General features: G+C 64.1%; 19 protein-coding genes. 18 read left to right on the top strand and 1 reads right to left on the bottom strand.

Annotated elements, in window-relative coordinates; genetic code table 11:
- The first annotated feature begins 17 nt into the window (after positions 1–17).
- From AB3X86_RS32040 to AB3X86_RS32025, 4 genes are all read left to right on the top strand, one after another.
- Positions 18–1469, top strand: coding sequence for an aldehyde dehydrogenase (locus tag AB3X86_RS32040; protein ID WP_176107414.1), 1452 nt, complete (start codon positions 18–20; stop codon positions 1467–1469).
- Between the two features lie 214 nt (positions 1470–1683).
- The gene (locus tag AB3X86_RS32035; RefSeq protein ID WP_368599064.1) at positions 1684–3564 is read left to right on the top strand and encodes a feruloyl-CoA synthase; all 1881 of its coding nucleotides are present in this window, start codon (positions 1684–1686) and stop codon (positions 3562–3564) included.
- Positions 3565–3581: 17 nt separating this feature from the next.
- Positions 3582–5366, top strand: coding sequence for an acyl-CoA dehydrogenase family protein (locus tag AB3X86_RS32030; protein WP_368599063.1), 1785 nt, complete (start codon positions 3582–3584; stop codon positions 5364–5366).
- 143 nt (positions 5367–5509) lie between these two features.
- Positions 5510–6262, top strand: coding sequence for an SDR family NAD(P)-dependent oxidoreductase (locus AB3X86_RS32025; RefSeq protein ID WP_176120515.1), 753 nt, complete (start codon positions 5510–5512; stop codon positions 6260–6262).
- Between the two features lie 28 nt (positions 6263–6290).
- Here the strand turns inward: AB3X86_RS32025 and ppk2 are convergent, their stop codons facing one another.
- Complete coding sequence (gene ppk2, locus AB3X86_RS32020; protein WP_368599062.1) at positions 6291–7106, bottom strand: polyphosphate kinase 2; 816 nt, start codon at positions 7104–7106, stop codon at positions 6291–6293.
- Positions 7107–7339: 233 nt separating this feature from the next.
- Between ppk2 and AB3X86_RS32015 the strand changes: the two genes are divergently transcribed.
- The 14 genes from AB3X86_RS32015 (at position 7340) to AB3X86_RS31950 (ending at position 25945) form a co-directional block, all read left to right on the top strand.
- A complete protein-coding gene (locus AB3X86_RS32015; protein WP_368599061.1) occupies positions 7340–8020 on the top strand; it encodes a hypothetical protein in 681 nt (226 codons plus the stop codon).
- A gap of 341 nt (positions 8021–8361) precedes the next feature.
- Positions 8362–8907 carry a YSC84-related protein gene (locus AB3X86_RS32010; RefSeq protein ID WP_176120518.1) on the top strand — a complete coding sequence of 182 codons (546 nt, stop codon included), beginning with the start codon at positions 8362–8364 and terminating at the stop codon, positions 8905–8907.
- A gap of 786 nt (positions 8908–9693) precedes the next feature.
- On the top strand, positions 9694–11142 hold the full coding sequence (locus AB3X86_RS32005) for an ATP-binding protein (protein WP_368599060.1): 1449 nt from the start codon (positions 9694–9696) through the stop codon (positions 11140–11142).
- Between the two features lie 5 nt (positions 11143–11147).
- Positions 11148–11771, top strand: coding sequence for a response regulator transcription factor (locus AB3X86_RS32000; protein WP_368589109.1), 624 nt, complete (start codon positions 11148–11150; stop codon positions 11769–11771).
- Between the two features lie 150 nt (positions 11772–11921).
- Entirely contained in the window at positions 11922–12311 is a 390-nt protein-coding gene (locus AB3X86_RS31995) for a response regulator transcription factor (RefSeq protein ID WP_018437393.1), read from the top strand.
- A 155-nt stretch (positions 12312–12466) separates the two neighbouring features.
- Positions 12467–12859 (top strand): hypothetical protein, encoded by a 393-nt coding sequence (locus tag AB3X86_RS31990; RefSeq protein ID WP_176368485.1) that lies wholly within the window; start codon positions 12467–12469, stop codon positions 12857–12859.
- Positions 12860–12875: 16 nt separating this feature from the next.
- Positions 12876–14126 carry an efflux RND transporter periplasmic adaptor subunit gene (locus AB3X86_RS31985; RefSeq protein WP_176120522.1) on the top strand — a complete coding sequence of 417 codons (1251 nt, stop codon included), beginning with the start codon at positions 12876–12878 and terminating at the stop codon, positions 14124–14126.
- 12 nt (positions 14127–14138) lie between these two features.
- Positions 14139–17372 (top strand): efflux RND transporter permease subunit, encoded by a 3234-nt coding sequence (locus AB3X86_RS31980; RefSeq protein ID WP_368599059.1) that lies wholly within the window; start codon positions 14139–14141, stop codon positions 17370–17372.
- A gap of 1 nt (position 17373) precedes the next feature.
- On the top strand, positions 17374–18888 hold the full coding sequence (locus AB3X86_RS31975; RefSeq protein ID WP_368599058.1) for an efflux transporter outer membrane subunit: 1515 nt from the start codon (positions 17374–17376) through the stop codon (positions 18886–18888).
- Positions 18885–20165, top strand: coding sequence for a paraquat-inducible protein A (locus AB3X86_RS31970; protein ID WP_368599057.1), 1281 nt, complete (start codon positions 18885–18887; stop codon positions 20163–20165). Before AB3X86_RS31975 ends, AB3X86_RS31970 begins: the two co-directional genes overlap by 4 nt.
- Complete coding sequence (locus AB3X86_RS31965) at positions 20149–21768, top strand: intermembrane transport protein PqiB (protein ID WP_368599056.1); 1620 nt, start codon at positions 20149–20151, stop codon at positions 21766–21768. The genes AB3X86_RS31970 and AB3X86_RS31965 overlap by 17 nt, the downstream gene beginning before the upstream one ends.
- Positions 21765–22376: a membrane integrity-associated transporter subunit PqiC gene (locus tag AB3X86_RS31960; RefSeq protein WP_368599055.1), complete on the top strand. Its 612-nt coding sequence runs from the start codon at positions 21765–21767 to the stop codon at positions 22374–22376. Before AB3X86_RS31965 ends, AB3X86_RS31960 begins: the two co-directional genes overlap by 4 nt.
- A 178-nt stretch (positions 22377–22554) precedes the next feature.
- Complete coding sequence (locus AB3X86_RS31955; RefSeq protein ID WP_368599054.1) at positions 22555–24891, top strand: DUF3141 domain-containing protein; 2337 nt, start codon at positions 22555–22557, stop codon at positions 24889–24891.
- Positions 24892–25009: 118 nt separating this feature from the next.
- Positions 25010–25945: a phosphate acetyltransferase gene (locus tag AB3X86_RS31950; protein ID WP_368599053.1), complete on the top strand. Its 936-nt coding sequence runs from the start codon at positions 25010–25012 to the stop codon at positions 25943–25945.
- The last annotated feature ends 4 nt before the right edge of the window (positions 25946–25949 follow it).

Below are 25949 nucleotides of genomic sequence, written 5' to 3'. Positions count from 1 at the left end.
ACTGAGGAGACGAACACATGCATCAAACGAACCTGTTGATTGGCGGCGCGAAACGTGCCGCGTCGAACGGCAAGACTTTCGAGCGCATCAATCCCGCGACGGGCGCGGTGGCCACCCGGGCTGCCGCGGCCACCGTCGAGGACGCCGATGCGGCCGTCGCCGCCGCGGCGCGCGCGTTCCCGGCATGGGCGGCGCTCACGCCGACGGAACGGCGCAAACGCCTGCTCGCCGCCGCCGACCGCATGGACGCGCGCACGGCCGAGTTCATCGCGATCGGCGCGGCCGAAACGGGGGCGATGGCGAACTGGTACGGCTTTAACGTGATGCTCGCGGCCAACATGCTGCGCGAAGCCGCGGCGATGACGACACAGATCGACGGTGCGGTGATTCCTTCGGACGTGCCGGGCAGCCTCGCGATGGCCGTGCGTCAGCCGTGCGGCGTCGTGCTCGGCATGGCGCCGTGGAACGCGCCCGTGATTCTCGCGACGCGTGCGCTCGCGATGCCGCTCGCGTGCGGCAACACGGTCGTGCTGAAGGCGTCGGAAGGGTGTCCCGGCGTGCATGCGCTGATCGGCGAAGTGCTGAACGACGCGGGTCTCGGCGAAGGCGTCGTCAACGTGCTCACGCATGCGCCGGAAGATGCGCCCGCGATCGTCGAGCGTCTGGTCGCGAATCCCGCCGTGAAGCGCGTGAATTTCACCGGATCGACGCGGGTCGGCCGCATCGTCGCCGAGCTTTCGGCGCGCCATCTGAAACCCGCGCTGCTCGAACTGGGCGGCAAGGCGCCGGTGCTCGTGCTCGACGACGCGGACCTCGACGCCGCGGTCGAAGGTATCGCGTTCGGCGCGTTCTTCAATCAAGGCCAGATCTGCATGTCGACGGAACGCGTGATCGTCGATCGCAAGGTTGCCGATGCGTTCGTCGAGAAGCTCGTCGCGAAAGCGCGCACGCTGAAGGCAGGCGATCCGACCCAGCCGGGCTCGATTCTCGGCACGCTGGAGAGCGAAGCCGCCGCGCGGCGCATTCGCGCGCTCGTCGAAGATGCCCGCGAAAAGGGTGCGAATCTGCCGCTCGGTTGCGAGGTGAACGGCGCGATCATGCAGCCGGTGATCGTCGAGAACGTTACCCGCGAGATGAAGCTCTATGCCGACGAATCGTTCGGGCCGGTGGTGACGGTACAGCGCGTGGACGGCGACGAAGAGGCGCTGACGGTCGCCAACGATAGCGAGTACGGCTTGTCGGCGGCCGTGTTCAGCCGCGATATTGCGCGTGCGATGAACGTCGCGAAACGCATCGAGTCGGGCATCTGCCACATCAACGGCCCGACCGTGCACGACGAGGCGCAAATGCCGTTCGGCGGCGTGAAGGCTAGCGGTTATGGGCGCTTCGGCAGCAAGGCGTCGATTCCCGAGTTTACCGAGTTGCGCTGGATCACGGTGCAGACGAGCCCGCGTCATTATCCGATCTAGGCGTCGGCTCCCGGCCGCAATGCCCTACGGGTAGGAAAAGCGATACAACCAACATGGGACCAGAGTAAGCACTAAAGCGCTAACTCTGGTCGACCGCGATAGATCGCATGGGACCAGAGTAAGCGCTAGCGCTAACTCTGCTCGACCGCGATAGATCGCATGGGACCAGAGTAAGCGCTAAAGCGCTAACTCTGGTCGACATAGGAGACAGGTTTTGGAATCGGAGCACAGCCACGCAAGCTCTCTGGCGACCGGATACCGGAGCGTCGCCATCGGAGCGCCTTCCTCGCGGATCGAGAAACGCGGCGACTGCTGGTACCTCGAGTCACTTGAACCTCTGGGCCCGTTTCCGGAGCGCTTTACCGACCGCTTGCTGAGCGGCGCACGCGCGCATCCCGACCGGCTGCTCGTCGCGCGACGCGATGCCAATGGCGCGTGGCAAGGCATCACATATGCGCAAATGCTCGAGCGCGCGCGTGCGATCGGGCAGGCGCTGCTCGATCGCGATCTCAGCGCCGAGCGCCCGTTGGTGATCCTGTCGGGCAACAGCGTCGAACATATGCAGCTCGCACTCGGCGCGATGTGGGCCGGTATCGCTTATGCACCGGTGTCGCCGGCCTATTCGTTGATGTCGGGCGATTACGGAAAGCTGCGCCATGTCCTCGAACTGCTCAAACCGGGTCTGGTCTACGCGGACGATATCGGTGCATATACAACCGCGCTCGATGCCGCGCTGGATAGCGAAGTCGAACGTGTCAGCGCGGCGCCCGCGCCGAACGCGTCCAGGGTGACGCGCTTGGACGCATTGCTCGACACCGTCCCGCGCGACGTCGACGCGGCCAACGCGCGCGTGAATGGCGACACGATTGCGAAGTTCCTGTTCACGTCCGGCTCGACGAACCTGCCGAAAGCCGTGCCGACCACGCATCGCATGCTGGGCGCAAACCAGCAGATGCTGCTCGAAACCTTTCCGCAGTTCGGCATCGAGCCGCCGGTCCTCGTCGACTGGCTGCCGTGGAATCACACGTTCGGCGGCAGCCACAACGTCGGCATCGTGCTGTACAACGGTGGCACGCTCTATATCGACGACGGCAAACCTATCGCCGGCAAATTCGACGAGACGCTGCGCAATCTGCGTGAGATCGCGCCGACCATCTACTTCAACGTGCCGAAGGGTTGGGAAGAACTGACCATCGCGCTGGAAAAGGATGCGGTGTTGCGCGAGCGGTTTTTCTCGCGCGTGAAGATGTATTTCTTCGCGGGCGCCGGTCTGTCGCAGGCGGCGTGGGAGCGTCTCGAACGCGTGACGCTCGAACATTGCGGAGAACGCATCCGCATCATGGCCGGGCTCGGCATGACCGAAACCGCCCCGTCGTGTCTGTTCACGACGGGACCCGTATCGTGCGCCGGCTATATCGGCTTGCCGCCGCCGGGGTGCCAGGCCAAGATCGCGCCCGTCGACGGCAAATTCGAAGCGCGCTTTCGCGGCCCTCACGTGATGGGCGGTTACTGGCGCGCATCGCCGGCGCATCAGAGCAGCGTGTTCGACGACGAAGGCTACTACCGCACCGGCGACGCCGTGCGTTTCGTCGACCCGCAACGTCCGGAACTGGGCCTGATGTTCGATGGCCGCATTGCGGAAGACTTCAAGCTGGCGTCGGGAACCTTCGTCAGCGTTGGGCCGATGCGCGCGCGCATCATCAGCGAAGGGGCGCCCTACGTTCAGGATGCGGTCATTACGGGGATGAACCGTGACGAAGTCGGCGTGATGATTTTTCCGCGCCTCGACGCGTGTCGCGCATTGGCGGGTTCGCCCGCGGATGCGAGCGCGGAGGAGGTGCTCAACACGGCCGCCGTGCGCGATTTCTTCAGCGAACTCGTCGCGCGGCTGAATCGGAGTGCGACGGGCAGTGCGTCGTTCATTGCCCGCATGCACCTGCTGAGCGTGCCGCCGTCGCTCGACCTGGGCGAGATCACCGACAAAGGCTCGATCAATCAGCGCGCCGTGCTCCAGCACCGCGCCGCTCTCGTGGAAGCCATGCACGAAGCCGACGCAGCCGACGCGACGGTGATCCATGCGCGCAAAGGCAGCTAGTCCGGGGACACGAAGAAATGACGTTGACTTATAAGGCGCCGCTGCGCGACATGCGCTTCGCGATCGACGAGTGGCTCGACGCCGCGTCGTGGTGGCGCGACGTGCCCGACTGGCAGGACCTTGACTCGCAGACGGCGCAGCAGGTGCTGGAGGAAGCGGCGCGTTTCGTCGAGGAGCGCATCGCGCCGCTGAACGCGAGCGCGGATCTCGAAGGATGTCGTTTCGATGCGGGCAAGGTGACGACGCCCGCGGGCTTTCGCGAGTCCTACGCGGAGTTCGTCGAAGCGGGTTGGCCGACGCTGTCGCTCGACGCCGAGCACGGCGGACAGGGCCTGCCGCAGCTTCTCGACGTCGCACTGCAGGAAATGCTCGCGGGCGCCAATCATGCGTGGTTGATGTCCCCTGGGCTCACGCACGGCGCGACTGCCTGCTTGCAGACGCATGGCAGCGAGCGCGTGAAAACAGAGTTGCTGCCGAAAGTCGCGAGTGGCGAGTGGCTATCGACGATGTGTCTGACCGAGCCCCAGGCCGGCAGCGATGTCGGCCTGATCCGTTCGCGTGCGACAGAAGCACCGGGCACCGACGGGTATTTCATCGACGGCAGCAAGATCTTCATCAGCGGCGGCGCGCACGACCTGACGGAGAACATCGTTCATCTGGTGCTCGCCCGTTTGCCCGATGCGCCATCCGGTACGAAAGGGTTGTCACTGTTCGTCGTGCCGGAATGGCTCGAAGACGGGGACGGTGGGCGCTCGCGCAATGGTGTCCATTGCGAAGGCATCGAAAAGAAAATGGGCCTGAAGGGCAGCCCGACCTGCACGATGCGCTTCGAACGCGCTTTCGGTTGGCTCGTCGGGGAGCCGCATCGCGGCCTGGCTTGCCTGTTCGTGATGATGAATGCGGCGCGCCTGCAGGTCGCGATGCAAGGCCTCGGGCATGCGCACACCGCGTGGCAACGCGCGCATGCTTACGCGCAGGAACGCGCGCAGATGCGCGCGGTCAGCGTGCCGCCCGGCGTGACTGTCGCGGCGGGGCAGGCTGCGCCGATCGCGTTTCATCCGGCCATGCGACGGATTCTGATGGAGCTGCGGGCGATCGTCGAAGGCGAGCGCGCAATCGGTTACTGGACCGCGCATTGGCTCGACATCGCCGCGCATCATGCCGATGCCGAGGAGCGAGACCGGGCGGCGCAGCTCGCATCGTTGCTCACGCCGGTTGCGAAGGCGTTTTTTACGGTCAATGGATTCGACGCCGCATCGAAGGCATTGCAGGTGTTCGGCGGTTACGGCTACATCCACGAGTACGGCATCGAACAGACGTTGCGCGATAGCCGCGTGTCGATGTTGTACGAAGGCACCAACGAGATTCAGGCGATCGATCTGCTGGTTCGGAAGGTGCTGCCGGACGGGGCTGGAGCCCTCGATATGCTGCTTCGTCACGTGCGCGCCGAAGCGCGGTTGTGCCAGGAGTCCGATCCGCTGGTTCGTTCTGCGGGTGCGAAGCTCGAACAACTCGCGGAGATAGTCGGGAACACGACGCGGGTGATCAAGGCACGCCATGCGCAAGACCCGGAGACGGCCTACCGCGTCGCGGACGACTATCTCGCGATGCTTGGCTGGATGCTGCTGGCGTTCGCGTGGGCGCGCACGCTGCGAATTGCGACGCCGCAATGCGAGGCCGAAGCGTTCTACGTGGAAAAGCGCGACACGGGCCGCTTCTTCTTCGACTACCCGCTCGCGGCCTTCGCTTATCGCCGCAGCCTCGTTGAAGCCGGTTGCGAGGCAGCGCTGCCCTACGTTTGAAAGTCAGCGGCAGCTCGACAACTCCGACGAGTCGATTCGTCAGCCGATCCGACGAAAGTCGCCTAAGCTGATGACACCATGCATGCATGTACTTGGTGCCGTGAAGCCTGTCGTGCCACGGCTACGACCCAAAGGAGAGTGCGATGACTGAAGCTGTCGGAAACGCGGCGAACGCGCGTGTCGCGTGGATTGCCGGAGTGGGCGCGAGCGCCGGGCTAGGGGCCGCGCTCGCGCGTCGTTTTGCTCGCGAGGGTCTGCGCGTCGCGGTGACGGGCCGTTCGCGCGATCGGCTCGATACGATCGTCGACGAAATCCGGCGTGCCGGAGGGCAAGCCGATGCGTTGCCCGGCGACGTGACGAGCGAAAGCGAACTCGCCGCGATTGCGCGCCAGCTCGCCGGCCACGGCACGCTCGAAGTCGCGATTTTCAATGCTGCCGGCGCAACGCGTGGACCGACGCTCGAATTGAGCGCCGAGCAGTTCGAGGCGGCATGGCGTGTGATCACCCTTGGTGGTTTTCTGTTCGCTCGAGCGTCGTTGCCGGCGTTACTGGCAGCAGGACGAGGCTCGCTGCTGTTCACGGGCGCCACCGCGTCGCTGCGCGGGCGGCCGCCGTTTGCCGCATTCGCCGCGGCCAAAGCCGGCTTGCGCTCGCTCACGCAGAGCCTCGCGCGCGAGTTCGGGCCGCGCAATATTCATGTAGCGCACGTGGTGGTGGATGGCGGCATCGACGGCGAACGTCTGCGCACGTCCGCGCCGCAATACGTGGCCGAACGCGGCCCGGACGGCCTGCTGAACCCCGACGACATCGCCGAAGCATACTGGCACCTGCATCAGCAGGGACGCAGCGCGTGGTCGCAGGAAATCGACCTGCGCCCGTTCAACGAGTCGTTCTAGCGAGGTAAGGCGAACTACACCTGCCTGATCAATACCGCTCGGCCACGTATTTAAACGGATAGTCTGGCTCCTTATAGCCGTCCGGCTTTTGCCGTTTCGGCAGCGAGACCTTCTTGCGGGCAGGCTGCTTATACGGAATCCTCTGCAGCATGTCGCTGATGATGTTCAGCCGCGCGCGGCGCTTGTCGTTCGAGTTCGCCAGGTACCACGAGGCGAAGTCGGTGTCCGACGCCGCGAGCATCTCATCGCGGGCGCGCGAGTAGTCATACCAGCGGCTATAGGATTTCAGGTCCATGTCGGTCAGCTTCCAGAGCTTGCGGCCGTCGTTGATGCGTGCTTCGAGCCGGCGGGTCTGTTCGTCGGGGCTGACCTCCAGCCAGTATTTGAGCAGGATGACCCCGGAATGAACGATCGCCCGCTCGACGAGCGGCACCGCCTTGAAGAAGTCCTGCACGTCATCTTCGGAGCAAAAGCCCATCACGCGCTCCACGCCCGCGCGGTTGTACCAGCTACGGTCGAAGATGACGACCTCGCCCGCGGCCGGCAAGTGCGGCACGTAGCGCTGCAAATACATCTGGCTTTTTTCGCGTTCGCTCGGCGCCGGGAGCGCGACCACGCGGAACACGCGCGGACTGACGCGCTCGGTCATCGCCTTGATCGTGCCGCCTTTGCCCGCGCCGTCACGACCCTCGAACACGATGCAGATCTTCGCTCCGGTTTGCACGACCCATTCCTGCAGCTTGACGAGCTCGACATGCAGATCGAACAGCGCCTTGCGATACTCCTTGTACGACAGCGACCTGTCTTGCACGGGCTGCCCGTTTTCCGACTTCGTTTTGGCCATACTATTCTCCCCAGCGCGGACTGTTCCAGGGTACTGCGCAATGATCCATTCCCAAGGTAGAGCGCGGCGCGAAGCAGGGCCATACGACCTTGGTCCAATATCGTCGGTAGAGGGCGCGCTGTATGCTCTGGGCGTCTGCTCGCGCGAGCCCGATCCGACTGTCCTCGCGGTACCTCGTCCATATGCCGGCAAGGCGCGCGGGATAGTTCGACGCCATCGCCACGGGAGGCCTCATGGATGCCACCGGTCACACGGAGCGGGAAAACGTCGGCGACAGGGAGCCGGTCCTCGATGTCGTCGATCGAGTGTGCGAGTTGTGTTTCGGCCTCTTCATGGCGCTGACCTTCGTCGGTACCGTCTCGGCCGTTGGCGCGGGCGCGGATGCGGGGCACAAGATGTTCTACACCGCGCTCGGCTGCAATCTCGCGTGGGGTCTCGCGGACGCGGTGATGTTCCTCGTGCGCACGCTGGTATCTCGCGGCAGACGTATGACGGTTGCGCATTCCGTGCGAAGCGAGCCGGATGCGGCCGCGGGCGTTCGGGCGCTGCGCGATGCGATGGCGGCATGGCTCAAGCCGCTGATCGGCGACACGGAGCTCGAGTCCATCCGCAGGCGTGTTGCCGCGCGTCCGGATTTGCCGCAGCGCGCAGTATTCGTTCGCGACGATTTCATCGGCGCCGCGGCTATCTTCGTGCTCGTGGTTGCCGCGACGTTCCCGGTCGCGTTGCCCTTCGTGCTGTTCACGCAGGTGCCGACGGCGCTGATCGTCTCTCGCGTATTGACCATCGTGATGTTATTCGGCAGCGGCGTGGCGCTGGGCCATTACGCGGGATTTCGCGGCTGGCACGCCGGCCTTGCGATGGCGGTGGTCGGCGTGCTGCTGACCATGGCGATAATCGCGCTCGGCGGATGATCGATGAGCTCTGGCTTCGCGTTTCGCCCAGCATCCACACTGCGCTACCTGTAAGACCAAGGTCCGATTCCGCAGCGGTTTCAGCGTGACATCATGTATCTGCAAGCGTTGTAGTCGTCGCTCCGGTTACTTAAGAGCGACGCTTCCAATGCTCGCTACATGCGCTCGAAAGATCGACGCGCGGCGGTGGCATTGATGGTTCCTTGGGCGGCGATGCCGCTTCACGGCAGAGAAAAAAAGATCGAGGCTTCCAGACATCACGACTGGCGACTCGGATCGTAACCAGAACGGAGTCGAAAGTGAACAGACGGAACTTTGTGCACACGCTCGCGCTAACATCCATGGCAGCGAGTCTGGCTTTGGCGGGTTGCACGACGACCGGAGGCAGTGGCGAAAGCGCCACTACCGACGCCGCCAAACGGCAGGAGATCGACGCGGCCGTGAACGGTGCGCTGTCGAAATTGTTCGATACGGTGCAAGGCTCGCACGAGCTCGTATCGAAAGCGCAGGGCGTGCTGGTGTTTCCTTCGGTGAAGAAGGCGGCGTTCATCGTCGGTGGCGAGTACGGTGAAGGCGCATTGCGCGTCGGAGGAGCGACGGTCGGCTATTACAGTACCGCCGCGGCTTCGTTCGGATTGCAGGCCGGCGCGCAGTCGACCGCCGTGTTCTTCCTGTTCATGACGCAGGCTTCGCTCGACAAATTCCGCAACTCGAAGGGCTGGTCGGCGGGCGCCGATGCGTCGGTTTCGCTGCTGAAAGTCGGGGCTAACGGCGCGATCGATACCTCGTCGGCGACCGCCGAGGTCGTGGCGATGGTCTTGACCAATACGGGCTTGATGGCCGACGTGTCGGTGGCTGGCACCAAGGTTACGCGGATGAATTTGTAACCGGACGCGGCAAGCAGCGGCATTCGATCGATCGTCATGACGCCGTCATCGAGCGGCGCGTCGCATGCTTTGGCATGGCGACGCGCCGGTTATGGTTTTTGGCGGACCCATCTCAGCTGAGCTCCCTATCATCCCTCCCGGTGTTCTCACGAAACGCTGCGAACCAGATGCGCTCTTGCCTCGCGGCGACGCTGCCTTTGATCTGCACTGACCGTCCTGCTTATTCAATACCGGTAGAAAAGACGACGTCAGTCATCTGTCTGGCATAGATTATTTTTCGCGGTTGCTTGAAAGCAAATGATTCACCGCAAGAATAGTGGCGATAAAACGTTGACTTGCATCAAAAACATATTTGCAGGAAATTAATTAAATTAGAGGGCTGGCATTGCGCATACCCACTGGGTCGGTGATTTGCATTGCATGAAAATCTTACCGTTGAAGTTTCCATTTGAAAGCGCTATCGCGCAGAGACAGTATTGCGCGGCCAAACGGCGATGTTCCTGGTTTGCTAACTTTTGCCTCACGCCGCAATAATTAACTGCCTAACAAACTCAGTCGCCATTTGCCGGTTGATGGCGGACAATGCAAAAAACCGATGAGTATTTTCCCGAGTAAGTGGCATAAATTACGGTCTCCTGTCGGTAATTGATTCTGGATATCCTATACTGACTTCCAGCCACCAGAAGTGCGAAGTACCGATTGTGAAGTCAATTATTTGGTTCGAAGCCCAACGATAAAGACGTCGCAGTTGTACAGAATCCGTTCGCACTGGACCCGGAGGTACCAATGATTAATCTGATCGCGCATGGCAGACACCTGGCGATCGGGGTAGCGGGAATCCTCACGGCACTGCACGCGCAACCGCGCCACATGGGCCAAAGCAACCCGTCGCAGTTCGACAATGCGCGCAACGACGGTCCCCCACTATCCGGGCACGACCGTTCCAGACAGTCTTCACCTCGGCATCACCGGTTTCAGCGCACTCGCGGTATCACCGGCGTGTCGAGCCGGCAGAGTACCCGCGATCCCCACGAGCCGCCGTACGGGTTGCCGGTGTGGCGGCGCTATGCCGCCGCTTGCTCGTCATGGTTGCGAGGCGAAGGCGATAGCGGCACGCGGCGCATGCTCGACGCGAGAGTGCCGCTGTGCGAGACACTCGAAATGTTGCCGGTTCCGATCGTCGCGATCGATCAGCGGGACCAGATCATCTTCGCGAACGCGCGGGCGGCGCAACTGTTCGGCTACACGGCGGAAGAGCTGATCGGCGCGCCGAGCGCCAAGCTGTTTCCGATCGACGGGTTCAACGCCGATCGGTCGGGCCCGGGCAATCGTGGCGCGAAGCTGCAACTCGGCGTCACGACCACGCAGAGTCTGATCGCGCGGCGGCGCGATGGCGGCGGCTTTCACGCGGAAGCGCAAACCACCCGGTGCCGCGTGCTCGATCAGGAATTGCGGATCACCGCGATATCGGATTGCAGGGCGTGCGGCGAAGTCGATGGAAATACGAGGGATCTCGCGCATCTCGCGCGCGTTTCTTCATTGGGAGAACTCGCCGGATCGCTCGCGCACGAGTTGAAGCAGCCGCTTACCGCGATCCTCTTCAACGCGCAGGCCGCACGCAAATTCCTGGATTCGGAGACCACCAACGCGGTGGAGCTGCGCGAAGCGCTCGAAGACATCGTGGCCGACAATTGCCGCGCGAACGACGTGCTGCAGAAGATCCGCGCGTTGGTGCGCAAAGGCGATGTCGAATTGCAGTTGCTGGACGCCGGCAACGTCGTGCGCGACACCGCGATGCTCGTGCATAGCGATGCGTTGACACGCGGCGTGCAGACGAGCTTCGACATTCCGGAGAATCTGGCGCTGATTTGCGGCGACAAGGTTCAGCTTCAGCAGGTGATCCTGAACCTGCTGCTGAATGCTTTCGACGCGGTCAAGGCTTGCCCTGCCGCGGACCGCCGCGTCGAAACGACGGTGCGCGAGGAAGCGGACGGGATGATACGGATAACGGTAAAAGATTGCGGCCAAGGCCTCGACGTCGACAGCATGGAAAGGATTTTCCGGCCATTTTTCACCACCAAACCGCAGGGGCTCGGGCTGGGCCTGTCGATCAGCCGCACGATCGTCACGGCGCATCGCGGCCGGCTGTGGGCGGAAAACAACGAGGGCAAAGGGGCATCGTTTCACGTCACGCTTCCCGTCGCGACCGATATCCGACAGAGGCTCGTGCCCTGATCATCATGAACCAGACCAACACTCGCGTCTTCATCGTCGACGACGACGGCAGCGTGCGCAGCGCGCTCGCCCGCTTGCTGCGCGCGTCCGGCTACCAGGTCGAATGCTTCGACAGTCCCGAGGCCTTTCTCGAACGAGCCGATTTGACGAGCATGCCGGCCTGCCTCGTTCTCGATCTGCAGATGCCGGGAATGACGGGACTCGAAGTGCAGCGCAAGCTCGATCAGCTGCTGCCGATCGTCTTTCTGACCGGCCACGGCGACATCGGCTCGAGCGTCGACGCGATGAAAGGCGGAGCCGTCGACTTCCTGCCCAAGCCGGTGCGCGACTCGCTGTTGCTCGCCGCGGTGGATCGCGCGCTCGCGCGCGCATGTGTGGAAAGCAGGCGGCGCCACGAACGCGAGGAAATAGAAGAGCGCATGCGGCATCTGACCCGCCGCGAGCGCGAAGTGATGGAGCTCGTCGTGACCGGCCGTCTGAACAAACAGGTTGCGAGCGATCTGGGCGCGGCCGAAAAAACGATCAAGATTCATCGGGCCCGCGTGATGGAGAAGATGAAGGCGCGATCGATCGTCGAACTCGTTCATCTGCTGCGAAAGGGCGGCCTTTGTACGGCCGACGAAGAATAATCGCCCGGCTCCCGCGTTGCGCCGTCACTTTCAGCGGCGCTGACCGACACCGCTAGTGGACCAAAGTCTTATATCTCATTGGGGTTTCAACCAGTACGCTAAGGCATCAGAGGTCCCCTTTCCGGAGCGGCCGCGCGTTCGCGCTGTCATATGGTCAACCCTAACCAATTCGTTGCGGTGGTCGACGATGACGAGTCGGTGTGCCGAGCTATCAAGCGTTTGCTGCATTCCGAAGGTATCAGGGCGGAGACGTTTTGCAGCGGTGACGAGTTCTTGAATGCGCTTGCGGCAATTCCGTCGTATCGGCCTGCCTGCGTGATTCTGGACGTCCAGATGCCGGGAACCAACGGCCTGGAAGTCCAGCGTCAGCTCGCGCAAATGGGCGTGCCGGTCATCATGATTACCGCCTACGAAGATCTCTCCGTCCGCCAGGCCGCGCTCGCGGCCGGCGCGGCCGCATATCTGCGCAAGCCTTTCACCAGCGCGATTCTGTTCAAGGCGGTCGAGGTGGCCATCGGCGGTCCGCCGCCGACACCCTGAACGCGCGCCTTCGCACCGGAAGATATGAGACCAAGGTCCGATTGCCGCCGTTTCTTCGGATCACCAAACTGAACTCAGTCCAAGCGTCGAACCGAACGCCGGCTGCGCCGCGCGGAGCGCTGCAGCGTTCAGGGATAAAAGCGGGAGCGCAAGTGATGAAATCAATTTCGGTTTGTCTCGCGATTCTTCTCGGTGCCGCCGCGATGCAGGTGGACGCGGCGGACTTCGACGGCAGCAAGCGGCTGATGTGCGCGACGATCGACGCGCACGCCTGCGATCCGGGGATCGCCTGCACGCGCGCGTTGCCCGCGGATCTCGGTCTGCCGAAATTCCTCACGCTCGACTTCGACAAACGCGCGGTCGTCGGCCCCGCGCACACGACGCCGATGCTCTCGGTTACCAAAGAGGCGGATCAGCTCGTGATGCTTGGCAATGAGATGGGCTTTGGCTGGACGCTGGCCGTCGATTCGACGGACGGCGAGATGACGCTGATGATCGCGAACAGAAACGATGCCTTCGTGCTGTTCGGCAACTGCACGCCTTTGTAATCAGGCGGAGTGCGCGATGAAAACCGTACCCGTATGTTTGGCCTCGCCGCGGCCGGATTCTCGCGGCCCTCTCCCGTTGCTCGCCGTCGTCGCGGCACTGACGCTGCTCACGCTGCTCGCGTCGTGCAAGAAGGAAGCGCCACCGCAGGTGGCCGCCGTGCCGGAAGTGACCGTGATGACGGTCGTCCAGCAGGACACGCCGGTCGACTTCGAATTCACCGCGCAAACCCAGAGTTCGCGCGAAGTCGAGATCCGCTCGCGGGTGGACGGCTTCCTCGACAAACGCATGTACACCGAAGGCACGTTGGTCAAGACGGGACAGACGCTGTTCCAGATGGACCGCAAGCCGTTCGAGGCCGCGCTGCAGACCGCGAAAGGGCAACTGGCCCAGCAGCAGGCGCGTCTCGAAGTCGCCAAGGCCAATCTCGCGCGCGTGCAACCATTGGCGGCGCAGAACGCGTTGAGCAAGAAGGATCTCGACGACGCTGTCGGCAACGAGAAGCAAAGCGCCGCGGCGGTCTTCGCCGCGCAGGGCGAAGTCGATACCGCGCAGCTGAACCTCGGCTACACGACGATCAAGTCTCCGCTGAACGGGCTGTCGAGCTTCGCGCGTCAGCAGGATGGCAGCTACGTGACGGCAACCGGCAACAGCAGCTTGCTGACCTACGTGTACCAGCTCGACCCGATGTGGGTGAACTTCAGCATCTCCGAGAACGAGCTGCTGAAGTACCGCGACGAAATCGCGGCCGGACGGCTGCGCTTTCCGCCGAACGACAATTTCTCCGTGCATCTGATTCTCGCCGATGGCACGCCCTATGCCGAGCAGGGCCAGATCGACTTCGCGAACCCGGCGTTCAACACGGAAACGGGAACCTTCCTCGTGCGCGCGACCTTCGCCAACCCGAAATACACCTTGCGTCCGGGGCAGTTCGTGAAGGCCCGCGTCGGCGGTGCGATCCGGCCCAACGCGACGCTGGTGCCGCAGCGCGCGGTGTTGCAGGGCGCGAAGAGTCACTTCGTGTGGGTCGTGGGTAACGATGCGAAGGCGCATCAGCGGGTCATCGAAGTCGGCGAGTGGCAGGGCGACAACTGGTTCGTGTCCGATGGACTGAAGGCGGGCGAGCGCATCGTCGTGGATGGCGCGCTGCGCGTCACCGCGGATTCGCAGCTGAAGATCGTCAAGGAGCTGCCGGCGGCCAAGGACTCGGCGGCCGTGGCGACGGCTGCATCGCAAAGTGGCGCGGCAGCGGCGCCCGCCGCCGAGTGACGGGGCGCCCACATGAACATCTCGCGCTATTGCATCGACCGGCCGATTTTCGCGTCGGTCATCTCGATCGTCATTACGCTCGGCGGCGCGATTGCGATGTTCGCGCTGCCGGTCGCGCAATATCCGGACGTCACGCCGCCGCAGATCACCGTGTCCGCGACTTACCCGGGCGCGAGCGCCGAGGTCGTCGCGAACAACGTCGCCGCGCCGATCGAGCAGCAGGTCAACGGCGCGGACAACATGATCTACATGAACTCGTCCAGTTCGTCGACCGGCAGTTTTACGCTCAACGTGTTCTTCAACATCGGCACGAATCCCGAACTGGCCCAGGTCGACGTGCAGAACCGCGTGAATCTCGCGCTGCCTCAACTGCCGAGCTCGGTGCAGTCGCAAGGCGTTCAGGTCCAGAAGAAGTCGTCGGCATTCATGATGGTGATCGCGGTCTATTCGCCCACCGACCGCTACGACGCGACCTACATCGCGAACTTCACGAACATCTACGTACTCGACGCGATCAAGCGGATTCCCGGCGCGAACCAGTCGTCCATATTCGGTAATCCAGACTACGCGATGCGAATATGGTTGAAGCCGGATCGAATGGCGCAACTGGGCGTGACGGCCGCCGACGTGCAGAAGGTCGTCGCGAACCAGAACCAGCAGTTCGCGGTCGGCAGCATCGGGCAGTCGCCAACGGGCTCGGCGGTGCAGCAGTCGTTCGCGGTCACGACCACGGGGCGCCTCGCCGAGCCGTCGCAGTTCGACAACATTATCGTGCGCGCGGCGAGCGGCGGCGCGGCGATCGTGCGATTGAAGGACATCGGCCGCGCCGAGCTGGGCCAGAAGGACTACTCGATTCGCAGCCGCTTCCAGGGCAAGCCGGCCACGGTGTTGGCCGTGTATCAGCAGCCGGGCGCCAATGCGCTCGAAGTGTCGAAGCAGGTGCGCAAGACGCTCGCGGAGCTGAAGAAGTCGTTTCCCGAAGGCATGACCTACGAGATCGCGATGGACACGACCGAGTTCACGCGGGCGTCGATCTCGGACGTGATCCACACGTTCTTCGAAGCGCTGGTGCTCGTCGTGATCGTCGTGTTCGTGTTCCTGCAAAGCCTGCGTGCGACGCTGATTCCGATCGTCGCGGTGCCGGTGTCGATCGTCGGCACCTGCATGTTCATGCTGCTGGTGGGCTTTTCGATCAACATGCTGACCCTGTTCGGCATGGTGCTCGCGATCGGCATCGTCGTCGACGATGCGATCGTGGTGATCGAGAACGTCGAGCGCAACATGACGGTGCACAAACTGTCGCCGAAAGAAGCCTCGAAAATGGCCATGGACGAAGTCGCCGGACCGGTCGTGGCGATCGTGCTGGTGCTGTGCGCGGTGTTCGTGCCGGTTGCGTTTCTCGGTGGCATCACCGGGCAGTTGTACAAGCAGTTCGCGATCACGATCGCGATTTCGGTGGTGCTGTCCGGCATCGTCGCGCTGACCTTGTCGCCGGCGCTCGCCGCATTGCTGCTGAAGAGCGCGCACCACGAGAAGAAGGGCTTTTTCCGCTGGTTCGACAATCAGTTCGCCCGCATGACGGCGGGCTATACGCGCGCGGTCAAAGTCATTATCAAGCGCTGCATCATGGGGCTCGTGTTCTTCGTCGCGTTGATCGCGCTCTCGGTGCTGATGGTGCGCTCGATTCCGTCCGCGTTCCTGCCGCCCGAGGACCAGGGATATCTGCTCGGCGCGGTCATCATGCCGGACGCCGCGAGCCTCGACCGCACCGGCCAGGTATCGCAACGCATCACCGACTACTTCAAGGAGCGGGAAGGGGTCGGCAGCATCACCACGATCGATGGGTTCAGCCTGCTCGACAGTCAGAACAAGAACAATGCCGGCACATTCTTCGTCGGCCTGAAGAGCTTCGACGAACGCTACACGCGGGCCAACATCAGGACGCAGAATGCGCGCGCGCTTCTGCTCGACGCGTATAAGTACTTCTCGAACGTGCAGGAGGGCATCGTACTGCCGGTCAATCCGCCGTCGATTCCGGGGCTCGGCACGACGGGCGGCACGGAGGTGTGGATTCAGAGCAAGGGTGACGGCAACATCTCGCAGCTCGCGGGCGTGGTTGAGCAGTTTTTGCAGAGAGCGCGGGCGCGCAAGGAACTGACTCGCGTGACCTCGACTTTCAATGCGTCGTCGCAGCAACTGATGGTGAACGTCGATCGCGACAAGTCGGAGACGCTCGGCGTGCCGGTCGAAGACGTCTATAGCGCGATGCAGACGATGTTCGGCTCGCTGTACGTGTCGCAGTTTAACCGCTCGGCCCGACTGTGGCAGGTGATCCTGCAGGCGGAGCCGTCATATCGGCTGAAGCCGACCGATCTCGATCAGATCTTCGTGCGCAGCACCAACGGCACGATGGTGCCGATCAAGGCGTTGGCGACCTACCGCTATGTGACGGGCCCGGACCTCGTCACCCGCTTCAATAACTTCCCGGCCGTCAAGATCACGGCGAATGCCGCGCCGGGCTATAGCTCCGGGCAGGTGATCTCCACGCTCGAAGAGCTCGCCGCGCAGATGCCCGACGGTTACGACGTCGCGTGGAGCGGCGAAGCGTTCGAGGAGCGGCAGTCGGGCGGCACCTCCGGGCTCGTGTTCGTGTTCGGTCTCGTGATGGTGTTCCTGATCCTCGCCGCGCAGTACGAGAAATGGACGCTGCCGTTCGGCGTGCTGATGGCGGTGCCGTTCGCCCTCTTCGGCGCGCTGCTCGCGATCATGCTGCGCGGGCTGTCCAACGACGTCTACTTCCAGATCGGGCTGACGATGCTGGTCGCGCTCGCCGCGAAGAACGCGATCCTGATCTTCGAATTCGCGGTGCTCAACCGCGAGGGCGGCGCATCGGTCCTCGACGCGACGATGACCGCCGCGGAAGAACGGCTGCGTCCGATCGTGATGACCTCGCTCGCGTTCATTCTCGGCTGCGTGCCGCTCGCGATCGCGACCGGTGCATCGGCGAACAGCCGCCATTCGATCGGCACGGGTGTGATCGGCGGGATGCTGGGCGCGACGGCGATCGCGGTGTTCTTCATCCCGATGTTCTATTACCTGCTCGAATCGATGTCCTCGCGCTCGAAGGGAGGCAAAAAGTCGAAGCCGGACGCGCAGCACAGTGGCGGCGCGGGACGGGAGCCCTCGGCGGTGGCCGGGCCCGGTGCGTCGAGCGAGGCGCCGTCCGCGCCGCGGCAAGGTGAATGACATGCGCGGCGCGGCACCGACCCGTCTGCTCGCCTGCGTCATGCTGCTCGCGCTGAGCGGATGCCTGCTAGGCCCCAACTACCAACGCCCGCCGGTCGAGGTGCCAGCCACCTATCGCTTCGCCCAGGGCGAGGCCGCGGGCATCGCCAACGCCGTATGGTGGGAGCAGTTTCAGGACCCAGTGCTCGATCAGCTGATCGCCACCGCGCTGCAGGACAACCGCGACGTGAAAGTCGCGGCCGCCCGGGTCGACGAGTTTCGCGGGATGTTCGTGACCACGCGTTCCGGGCTGTTCCCGCAAGTCTCGGCAGGCGCCGAGGCGTCGCGCCAACGCGTCTCGCAGGTCGAAGCCGTGACGGTGCCCAAGGGCGTGAGCCCCGTCTACAACCAGTTCGAAGCGACCCTGGCGGTGTCCTGGGAACTCGATCTGTTCGGCAAGGTGCGCCGCGAAACCGAGGCGGCGCGCGCGAATCTGCTCGCCAGTGAAGAGGGCCGCCGCGCGACGATTCTGACGCTGGTCAGCTCGGTCGCTTCGGCCTATATCAATCTGCGCAGTCTGGACCGGCAGCTCGAGATCGCGAAGGAGACCGTGCAAAGCCGCGCGGAATCGGTGCGCGTGTTCGAGGCGCGTTTCCGCTACGGCGAGGTCTCGCAGATGGAACTCGCGCAAAGCCAGTCGGAGTATCAAGCCGCGCTGGTCACGGTGCCGCAGCTCGAAGCGCAGATCGGCCAGCAGGAAGACGCGTTGTCGGTGTTGATCGGCAGGAATCCCGGCGCGATTCTGCGCGGCCGTGAGCTGGCGCAGATGGGCACGCCGCCGATTCCCGCGGGGCTGCCGTCCGAACTGCTCGAACGCCGTCCCGATCTGCTGGAGGCCGAGCAGACGCTGGTCGCGCAAAACGCGCTGATCGGCGCGGCGCGCGCGTTGTACTTCCCATCGATTTCGCTGACCGGGCTGTTCGGTTCGGTCAGCGCGCAGTTCTCGAATCTGTTCACCGGACCGGCGCGCGCGTGGTCGTTTGCGGGCAGCGTCACGCAGCCGATCTTCACGGCGGGCAACATCACCGGCCAGGTGCATCAGGCCGAAGCGCGCCAACAGGAAGCGCTGTACTCGTATGAAAAGGCGATCCAGGTGGCGTTTCAGGAGGTCGAGGACTCGTTGCTCTCCGTGCAGAAGACACATCAGGCACTCGATGCGCAAAACCTTCAGGTCGAAGCGCTGGTCACGTATGCGCACCTCGCGAGGCAGCGTTACGAAGGCGGCTATACGAGCTATATCGAAGTGCTCGATGCGGAGCGCAGCCTGTTCAACGCGCAATTGAGCTATGCGCAGACACAAGGCGCGGTGCTGGCCTCGTACGTCACGCTCTACAAGGCGACGGGCGGCGGCTGGGTGGCCGAGGCGGAAAAAATGACTGCACCGCCGACCGCGCCGCAAGCGTCGCCAGCGATGGCGCCGGTCTCGCAGAACTTGACCGCGCCGGGTGGAACGTCGGGTGCAGTGGAGGCGAGATGACGGGCAACGAGCTGATCGCGTGCGAAGAGTGCGACCTGCTTCAGCTCGGCGCGCCGCCCGCCGCCGGCAATGCGTTGCGCTGCCAGCGTTGCCGCGCGGAGCTCAGGCGCGGACGCTCGAACGGGCCCGAGTATGCGCTCGCATTCTCGTGCGCGTCGGCGGTGCTGCTCGTGATCTCGAACGCGTTTCCGATCGTCGGTCTGTCGCTGAACGGCAATATCGTACAGACGACGCTCGCGGGTTCGGTGCGCATGCTGTACACCCACGGCGCGTGGCCGCTCGCGTTGCTGGTCGGCCTCACGACGATCGTCACGCCGGTGCTGCAAACCGCGGCGATGCTGTGGCTGCTGCTGCCGCTGCACTTCGGGCGCGCGCCGTGGCGCCCGGTCGAGTTCTTTCGCGTGTTTCAGCTCGCGCGGCCGTGGGGCATGACCGAGGTGCTGATCCTCGGTCTGCTGGTCGCGCTGGTCAAGCTCGCGCATATCGCGAAGGTGGTGCCGGGCACCGCGCTGTGGTCGTTCATCGCGCTGATGCTGCTGCTCGCGGCTGCGGCGGCGACGTTCGATCCGCGCGAGGTGTGGTCGCGCATCACGGCGGCGCATGGCGCGCAAGCTTGGCAATTGCCGCCGATCCGCGTGCGCCGCAACGCCATCACGGCGTCTGCCTACGGGCTCGTGCTGTGCGAAGAATGCGGCCTGCTGCTCAAGCAGCCCGGCGGCGCGGGCAAGCATGTCTGCCCGCGCTGCAAGGCGCCGTTGCATCAGCGCAAGCCCGCGAGCCTGTCGCGGACCTGGGCGTATCTGGTCGCCGCGATGGTGCTCTATATTCCGGCCAACGTGCTGCCCGTGATGGACACGAGTTCGCTGTTCGGTTCGCAGAAGGACACGATCCTGAGCGGCGTGGTCTATCTGTGGGTATCGGGCTCGTGGCCGCTCGCGGTGCTCGTATTCATCGCGAGCATCGCCGTGCCGATGCTGAAGATTCTCGGCATCGGCTATCTCGCGTTGTCCACGCAGCTTCGTTGGCAATGGCTGCCCGGGCAGCGCACGCGGATCTATCGGCTGATCGAGCTGATCGGGCGCTGGTCGATGCTCGATATCTACGTGATCACGATGCTGGTCGCGCTGGTGCAGTTCCAGGCGCTCGCGACGATCAAGGCCGGCCCGGCGGCGGTCGCGTTCGGCGCGGTCGTCGTGCTGACCTTGCTCGCCGCGATGGCCTTCGATCCGCGCCTGATGTGGGACGCTATGGAGACCGAACGTGTCCACTCCGACTGAAGAGCCCGAGCTGCCCGCCGCCGAGCCGGTACCGCGCTCGCGCTGGCGGATGCAACTGGTCTGGCTCGTGCCGATCGTCGCGATCCTGATCGGCGGTTGGCTCGCGGTGAAGGCGGTGATGGAGCGCGGCGAGCAGATCAGCATCAGCTTCAAGACCGGCGACGGTCTCGAAGCAGGCAAGACGAAGCTCAAGTTCAAGGACGTCGACATCGGCGTGGTCGAAGCGGTATCGCTGACGCCGGACCACAAACGCGTGGTGGCCAAGGCCGAGGTGACGCGTGACGTGTCGGACCTGCTCGTCGACAACACGCGCTTCTGGGTCGTGCGTCCGCGCATTTCGGGCGGCACGGTGTCGGGGCTCGGCACGCTGCTGTCGGGCTCGTATATCGACGTCGATGTCGGCAATTCGCCGAAAGCACGACGCAGTTTCGTCGGCCTCGAGGAGCCGCCCGCGATCGCGAGCGACGTGCCGGGGCACGAGTACACGTTGCACGGAGTTGGACTCGGCTCGCTCGACGTGGGCACGCCGGTCTTTTTCCGCAGAATCCAGGTGGGCCAGGTCTCGTCGTTCCACCTGGACCCGGACGGCCGTGGCGTCACGGTGAAGGTGTTCGTCAACGCGCCCTACGACCGGTTCGTGAGAACCGACACGCGTTTCTGGCACGCGAGCGGTGTCGACATGTCGTTCGACAGCAACGGCTTGCGCCTCGAAACGCAGTCGATCGTGTCGATCATCATCGGCGGGATCGCGTTCGAATCGCCGCCGGGATCGCAGGTGGAGACGAGCGCCGATAGCGGCACGCGGTTCGAGCTGTACCCGAGGCGCGCCGACGCGATGGAGCAGCACGATCGCATCGTCGACAAGTACGTGGTGAATTTCACCGATTCGGTACGGGGTCTGACGGTCGGCGCGCCTGTTGATTTCCGCGGTGTCGTGATCGGCGAAGTGACGGCGATCTACACGCGCTTCGATCCGAAGACGCGCCAGTTCAGCATTCCGGTCGAGATCAATCTCTATCCGGAGCGGTTCACGTCGCGCTATCGGAACGACGGCGCTGGCGACGGCGGACGGCTTGCCGCGGACCCGCGCGCGCTCGCGGACTTCCTCGTCGAGAGAGGCTTGCGCTTCCAGTTGAGAAGCGGCAATCCGCTGACGGGCCAGCTCTATCTCGCGGTGGATTTTTTCCCCGACGCGCCGAAGGCGTCGATCGACTGGACCAAGACGCCGCCCGAAATGCCGGCGACTCCGCGCACGCTGCAATCGCTGCAGGACTCGGTCACGCGTCTGCTGACCAAGATCAACAACATCCCGTTCGAGGATATCGGCAAGGACGCGCGCTCGACGCTGCGCACCACCAACGCGATGCTCGGGCAGCTCCATACCCAGATCGTGCCGAAAGCGTTCGACACGCTGCTGTCGGCGCAATCCACGCTCGATTCGGCGAATGCCGCGCTGCAGCCGGATTCGTCGCTGCAGCAGTCGACCGAGGACGCGATGCGTGAACTGACGCGCACCGCGGCGTCGCTGCGCACCTTGTCCGACTATCTGGCGCAGCATCCGGAGTCGCTCGTGCGCGGCAAGTCGGAGGGCAAGAAGCCATGACAGATGCGACGGTCCGCTTTTTAGCCCGCCTCACGGCCTGCCTGATGCTCGCGCTCGCCGCCGCTCTGCTCGGCGCCTGCAAGTCGCCGGCGACGAACTTCTACACGCTGAGCCCCGAGGAATCGCTGAGCGGCACCGGCGTGAGCCGGCCGATCGCGGCCGTGATCGGTCCGGTCACGATTCCCGAGATCGTGGACCGGCCGCAGATCGTCACGCGGATCGGCAACAACGAGGTCGAGGTCAACGAGTTCGACCGCTGGGCGCAGCCGCTCGGTGGCGACATCGGCCGTGTGATCGCGGCCGATCTCGGCGCACTGCTGAACTCGCAGCAGATTTCGGTGTTCGATGCGGTACGCGATCCGTCCGTCGTCTGGCGCGTGCGGATCGACGTGATGCGCTTCGAGTCCGTGGCGGGGCGCGACGTCACGGTCGACGTGCTGTGGTCCGTACGGCCGCCCGGCAAGCTCCGCGCCGTCACCGGTCGCTCGGTCGCTCGCGAGAGCGTGTCCGGTCCCGGCTTCGAGCCGATCATCGCCGCGCATGATCGCGCGCTCGCCTCGGTGAGCCGCGATATCGCCGCCGCAGTGCAGGCGAGCCCCGCGCAATGACGCGTCGCGCTGCGTCACTTCGACACGCACAGCGCCCGAACCCGGGTGCAGCGTCGGGTCGCGCGCATAATAAGACCTTGGTCCGATTGCCACAGGCCAGGGCCAAATCCACGATTCAATCGATGCACGGCGCGTGCGTCCGCAGCGATCGTGACGCGCACCTTTCAGGAGTCTTCCGATGGACGCTGAAACGCTGTTGTCACAAAGCCAGGACATTGCCTCGAAAATCACCCGCGTGCTGCAAAAGCGCACACAAATCGCGCAGCAGCATCTGAACGAACGGGTCACCGAAACGCTCGGCCTCGATCACGATGGCGCACCGACTGCAAGCGCGATGCCCGCGCCATTCGATCCGCTCAGCGCGTGGCAATACACGGTGGATGCCGCACAGCGTTCGCTGCTCTTCTGGGACACGCTATACCGGCGCGGCAACGAATTCGTCGAACGCAGCGTCAGCGGTCCGACGCCGGTGCTGCATTTCGAGTACGACATGCTGCTCGACGGCCGCACGTTCGAGCGGCCGGTCAACTATGCGCTGCTGCAACTTCGTCCGCTCGAAGGCGTGGGCGTCGACGTGCGCAAGCGCCCGTATCTGATCATCGATCCGCGCGCGGGCCACGGCCCCGGCATCGGCGGCTTCAAGGACGATTCGCAGGCGGGCATCGCGCTGCGCGCGGGCTATCCCGTCTACTTCGTGGTGTTCTTTCGCGACCCCGAACCCGGTCAAACTCTGCTCGACGTGTGCAATGCCGAGCAGCGCTTCGTGCGCAAGGTGCGGGCGCTGCATCCGGACAGTCCGAAGCCCGCGATCATCGGCAATTGCCAGGGCGGCTGGGCGGCGATGATGCTCGCCAGCTCCGACCCCGAGGAGACCGGCCCGATCGTCATCAACGGTGCGCCGATGTCGTACTGGAGCGCCGCCTGGAGCGAAGGCGAGGGCGACAACCCGATGCGCTATTCGGGCGGCATGCTGGGCGGCGCGTGGCTCGCGTCGTACGCGGCGGATCTCGGCAACGGCAAGTTCGACGGCGCGTATCTGGTGCAGAACTTCGAGAACCTGAACCCCGCCAACACGTTCTGGGACAAGTACTACCACCTGTACTCGAACGTCGATACCGAACCGCCGCGCTTTCTGGAATTCGAGCGCTGGTGGGGCAGCTACTACCTGATGAATCGCGAAGAGATCGAATGGATCACGCGCAACCTGTTCGTCGGCAACAAGCTGTGGTCGGGCGGTGTGACGAACAGCAGCGGCCAGGCGTTCGATCTGCGTGAAATCCGCTCGCCGATCATCCTGTTCGCGTCGATGGGCGACAACATCACGCCGCCTCAACAGGCGTTCAACTGGGTGGCGGACCTGTACGGCAGTACCGAGGAGATCAAAGCGCGCGGCCAGGTGATCGTCGGTCTGACGCACCAGAACATCGGGCATCTGGGCATTTTCGTGTCCGGCAAAGTCGCGAAGAAAGAGCACAGGCAGATCGTCTCCGTGCTCGAGACCATCGAGACGTTTCCGCCGGGACTCTACGGCATGGCCATCAACGAGACCCGCAACGCGGCCGGAGAGCTCGATTACGAAGTGGAATTTCATGAGCGGCGGCTCGAGGAGATTGCCGCGCGCTTGAACCGCTTCAGCCGCATCGACGAAAAGCCGTTCGAAGCGGTCGCGGCGGTGTCCGATATGAATCAGCGCATGTACGAACTGTTCGCGCAGCCGTTCGTGCAGGCGATGTCGAACGAAACGAGCGCCCGCATGCTGCGCCAGTTCCATCCGTTGCGCTGGCAGCGCTGGGCCGTTTCCGCGATGAATCCGTGGCTTGGGTGGCTGCCGGCGGCGGCGCAATCGGTGCGTGAGAATCGTCAGCGGGCCGGCGCGGATAACCCGTGGAGCAAGCTCGAACACAACGGCTCGCAAATGATCAGCGCGTCGCTCGACTATTACCGCGCGATGCGTGACGCGGCGACCGAGGCCAGCTTCTTCAGCGTGTACGCGAATCTGTATGCGACGTACCTGAGCAAGCCCGCGGCCGATGGCGCGCCCGCGCAGGCCGGCGCGATCGATCCGCGCGAGCTGCCGTTCGTGCGCACGGTGTTGGATGCGATCGGCGACGGCGGCTACACGGAGGCGCTCGCGCGCGCGGCCTTCCTGTTGTCGCGAAGGGGCGAATCGTTGCCGCTCGCGCGCTACGAGCTGCGCAAGGAGATCGCCGAAAGCTACGCGGAGTACCTGCCTGACATCAGTAGCGATCACTGGCGGCGCATCCGGGGCGAGCAGGAAATCATCGCCAGCCTCGAACCGGACAAGGCGATTGCGACGCTGCCTAAGCTGCTTTCCCATAGCGAGGACCGCGAGCGCTTTCTGCAACTGCTCGACAAGCTGGCGAGCGATGAGCGCGTGTTGAACGCGTCGCCCGACGCCGCGCAAAAGGACGCGTTCGAACGCATCCGCGCGGTGCTGGGTTCGCGGGTGAATCGCAAGCGCGACGCCCGTTTGCCTGACCCCACGCGCATGTGAACGAGCGGCGCGTTGCGCGGCCGGACGCAAGCGTGACGCAACGGTAAGCACGGCGCAGGTAAGCCGGGCGCATCGCGCGTCACGAATCTAACGGGTTGTACACACGAGGAATAAGCCGATGGAAAAGCACGCGAAGTATCAGCGCCTGATCGAGTTCTGCCAGACGCTGCCGGCGATGCCGACAGCGGTCGCGCACCCGTGCGACCAGAGTTCGCTGCAGGGCGCCGTCGAAGCGGCGAGCATGGGCCTGATCGAGCCGGTTCTAGTCGGGCCGCGCGTCCGTATCGAAGCGATCGCCGCCGAGCACGGCATCGACATCTCGGACTTCACGATCGTTGATGCAGCGCATAGCCATGCCGCTGCCGCCGCAGCCGTACAACTGGTGCGCAAAGGCAAGGCCGAGGCCATGATGAAGGGCAGCCTGCACACCGACGAACTGATGGCCGAGGTGATTCGCCGTGACACCGGCCTGCGCACCGAGCGGCGCATCAGCCATTGCTTCGTGATGGACGTGCCCGCGTACGAGAACGCGCTGATCATCAGCGACGCCGCGATCAACATCGCGCCGACGCTCGAAGAAAAGGTCGACATCCTGCAGAACGCGATCGATCTCGGGCACGCGCTGAAATTTGAAGAAGTCCGCGTGGCGATCCTGTCCGCGACCGAGAGCGTCAATCCGAAGATTCCATCGACGGTGGAAGCGGCGGCGTTATGCAAGATGGTGGACCGCGGGCAGATCACCGGCGGTCTCGTCGACGGTCCGCTTGCACTCGACAACGCGATCAGCCTCGAAGCCATGCGCATCAAGAAGATCGAATCCCGGGTGGCGGGACGCGCCAATGTACTGGTGGTGCCGGACCTCGAAGCGGGCAACATGCTGGCGAAAAGCCTGTCGTTTTTGGCCGGCGCTGACGCGGCGGGCATCGTGCTCGGCGCGCGCGTGCCGATCATTCTGACGAGCCGCGCGGATTCGCTGTCGACGCGTCTCGCGTCGTGCGCGGTCGCCGCACTGGTGGCGAAGGCAAGGCGCGAGGCCGCCAAGGTGGTCGGGTGACGCC

Source organism: Paraburkholderia sp. BR14374, assembly GCF_040948685.1.
Taxonomy (GTDB): Bacteria; Pseudomonadota; Gammaproteobacteria; order Burkholderiales; family Burkholderiaceae; genus Paraburkholderia; species Paraburkholderia youngii.
This window is presented reverse-complemented; position numbering and strand designations above follow the sequence as displayed.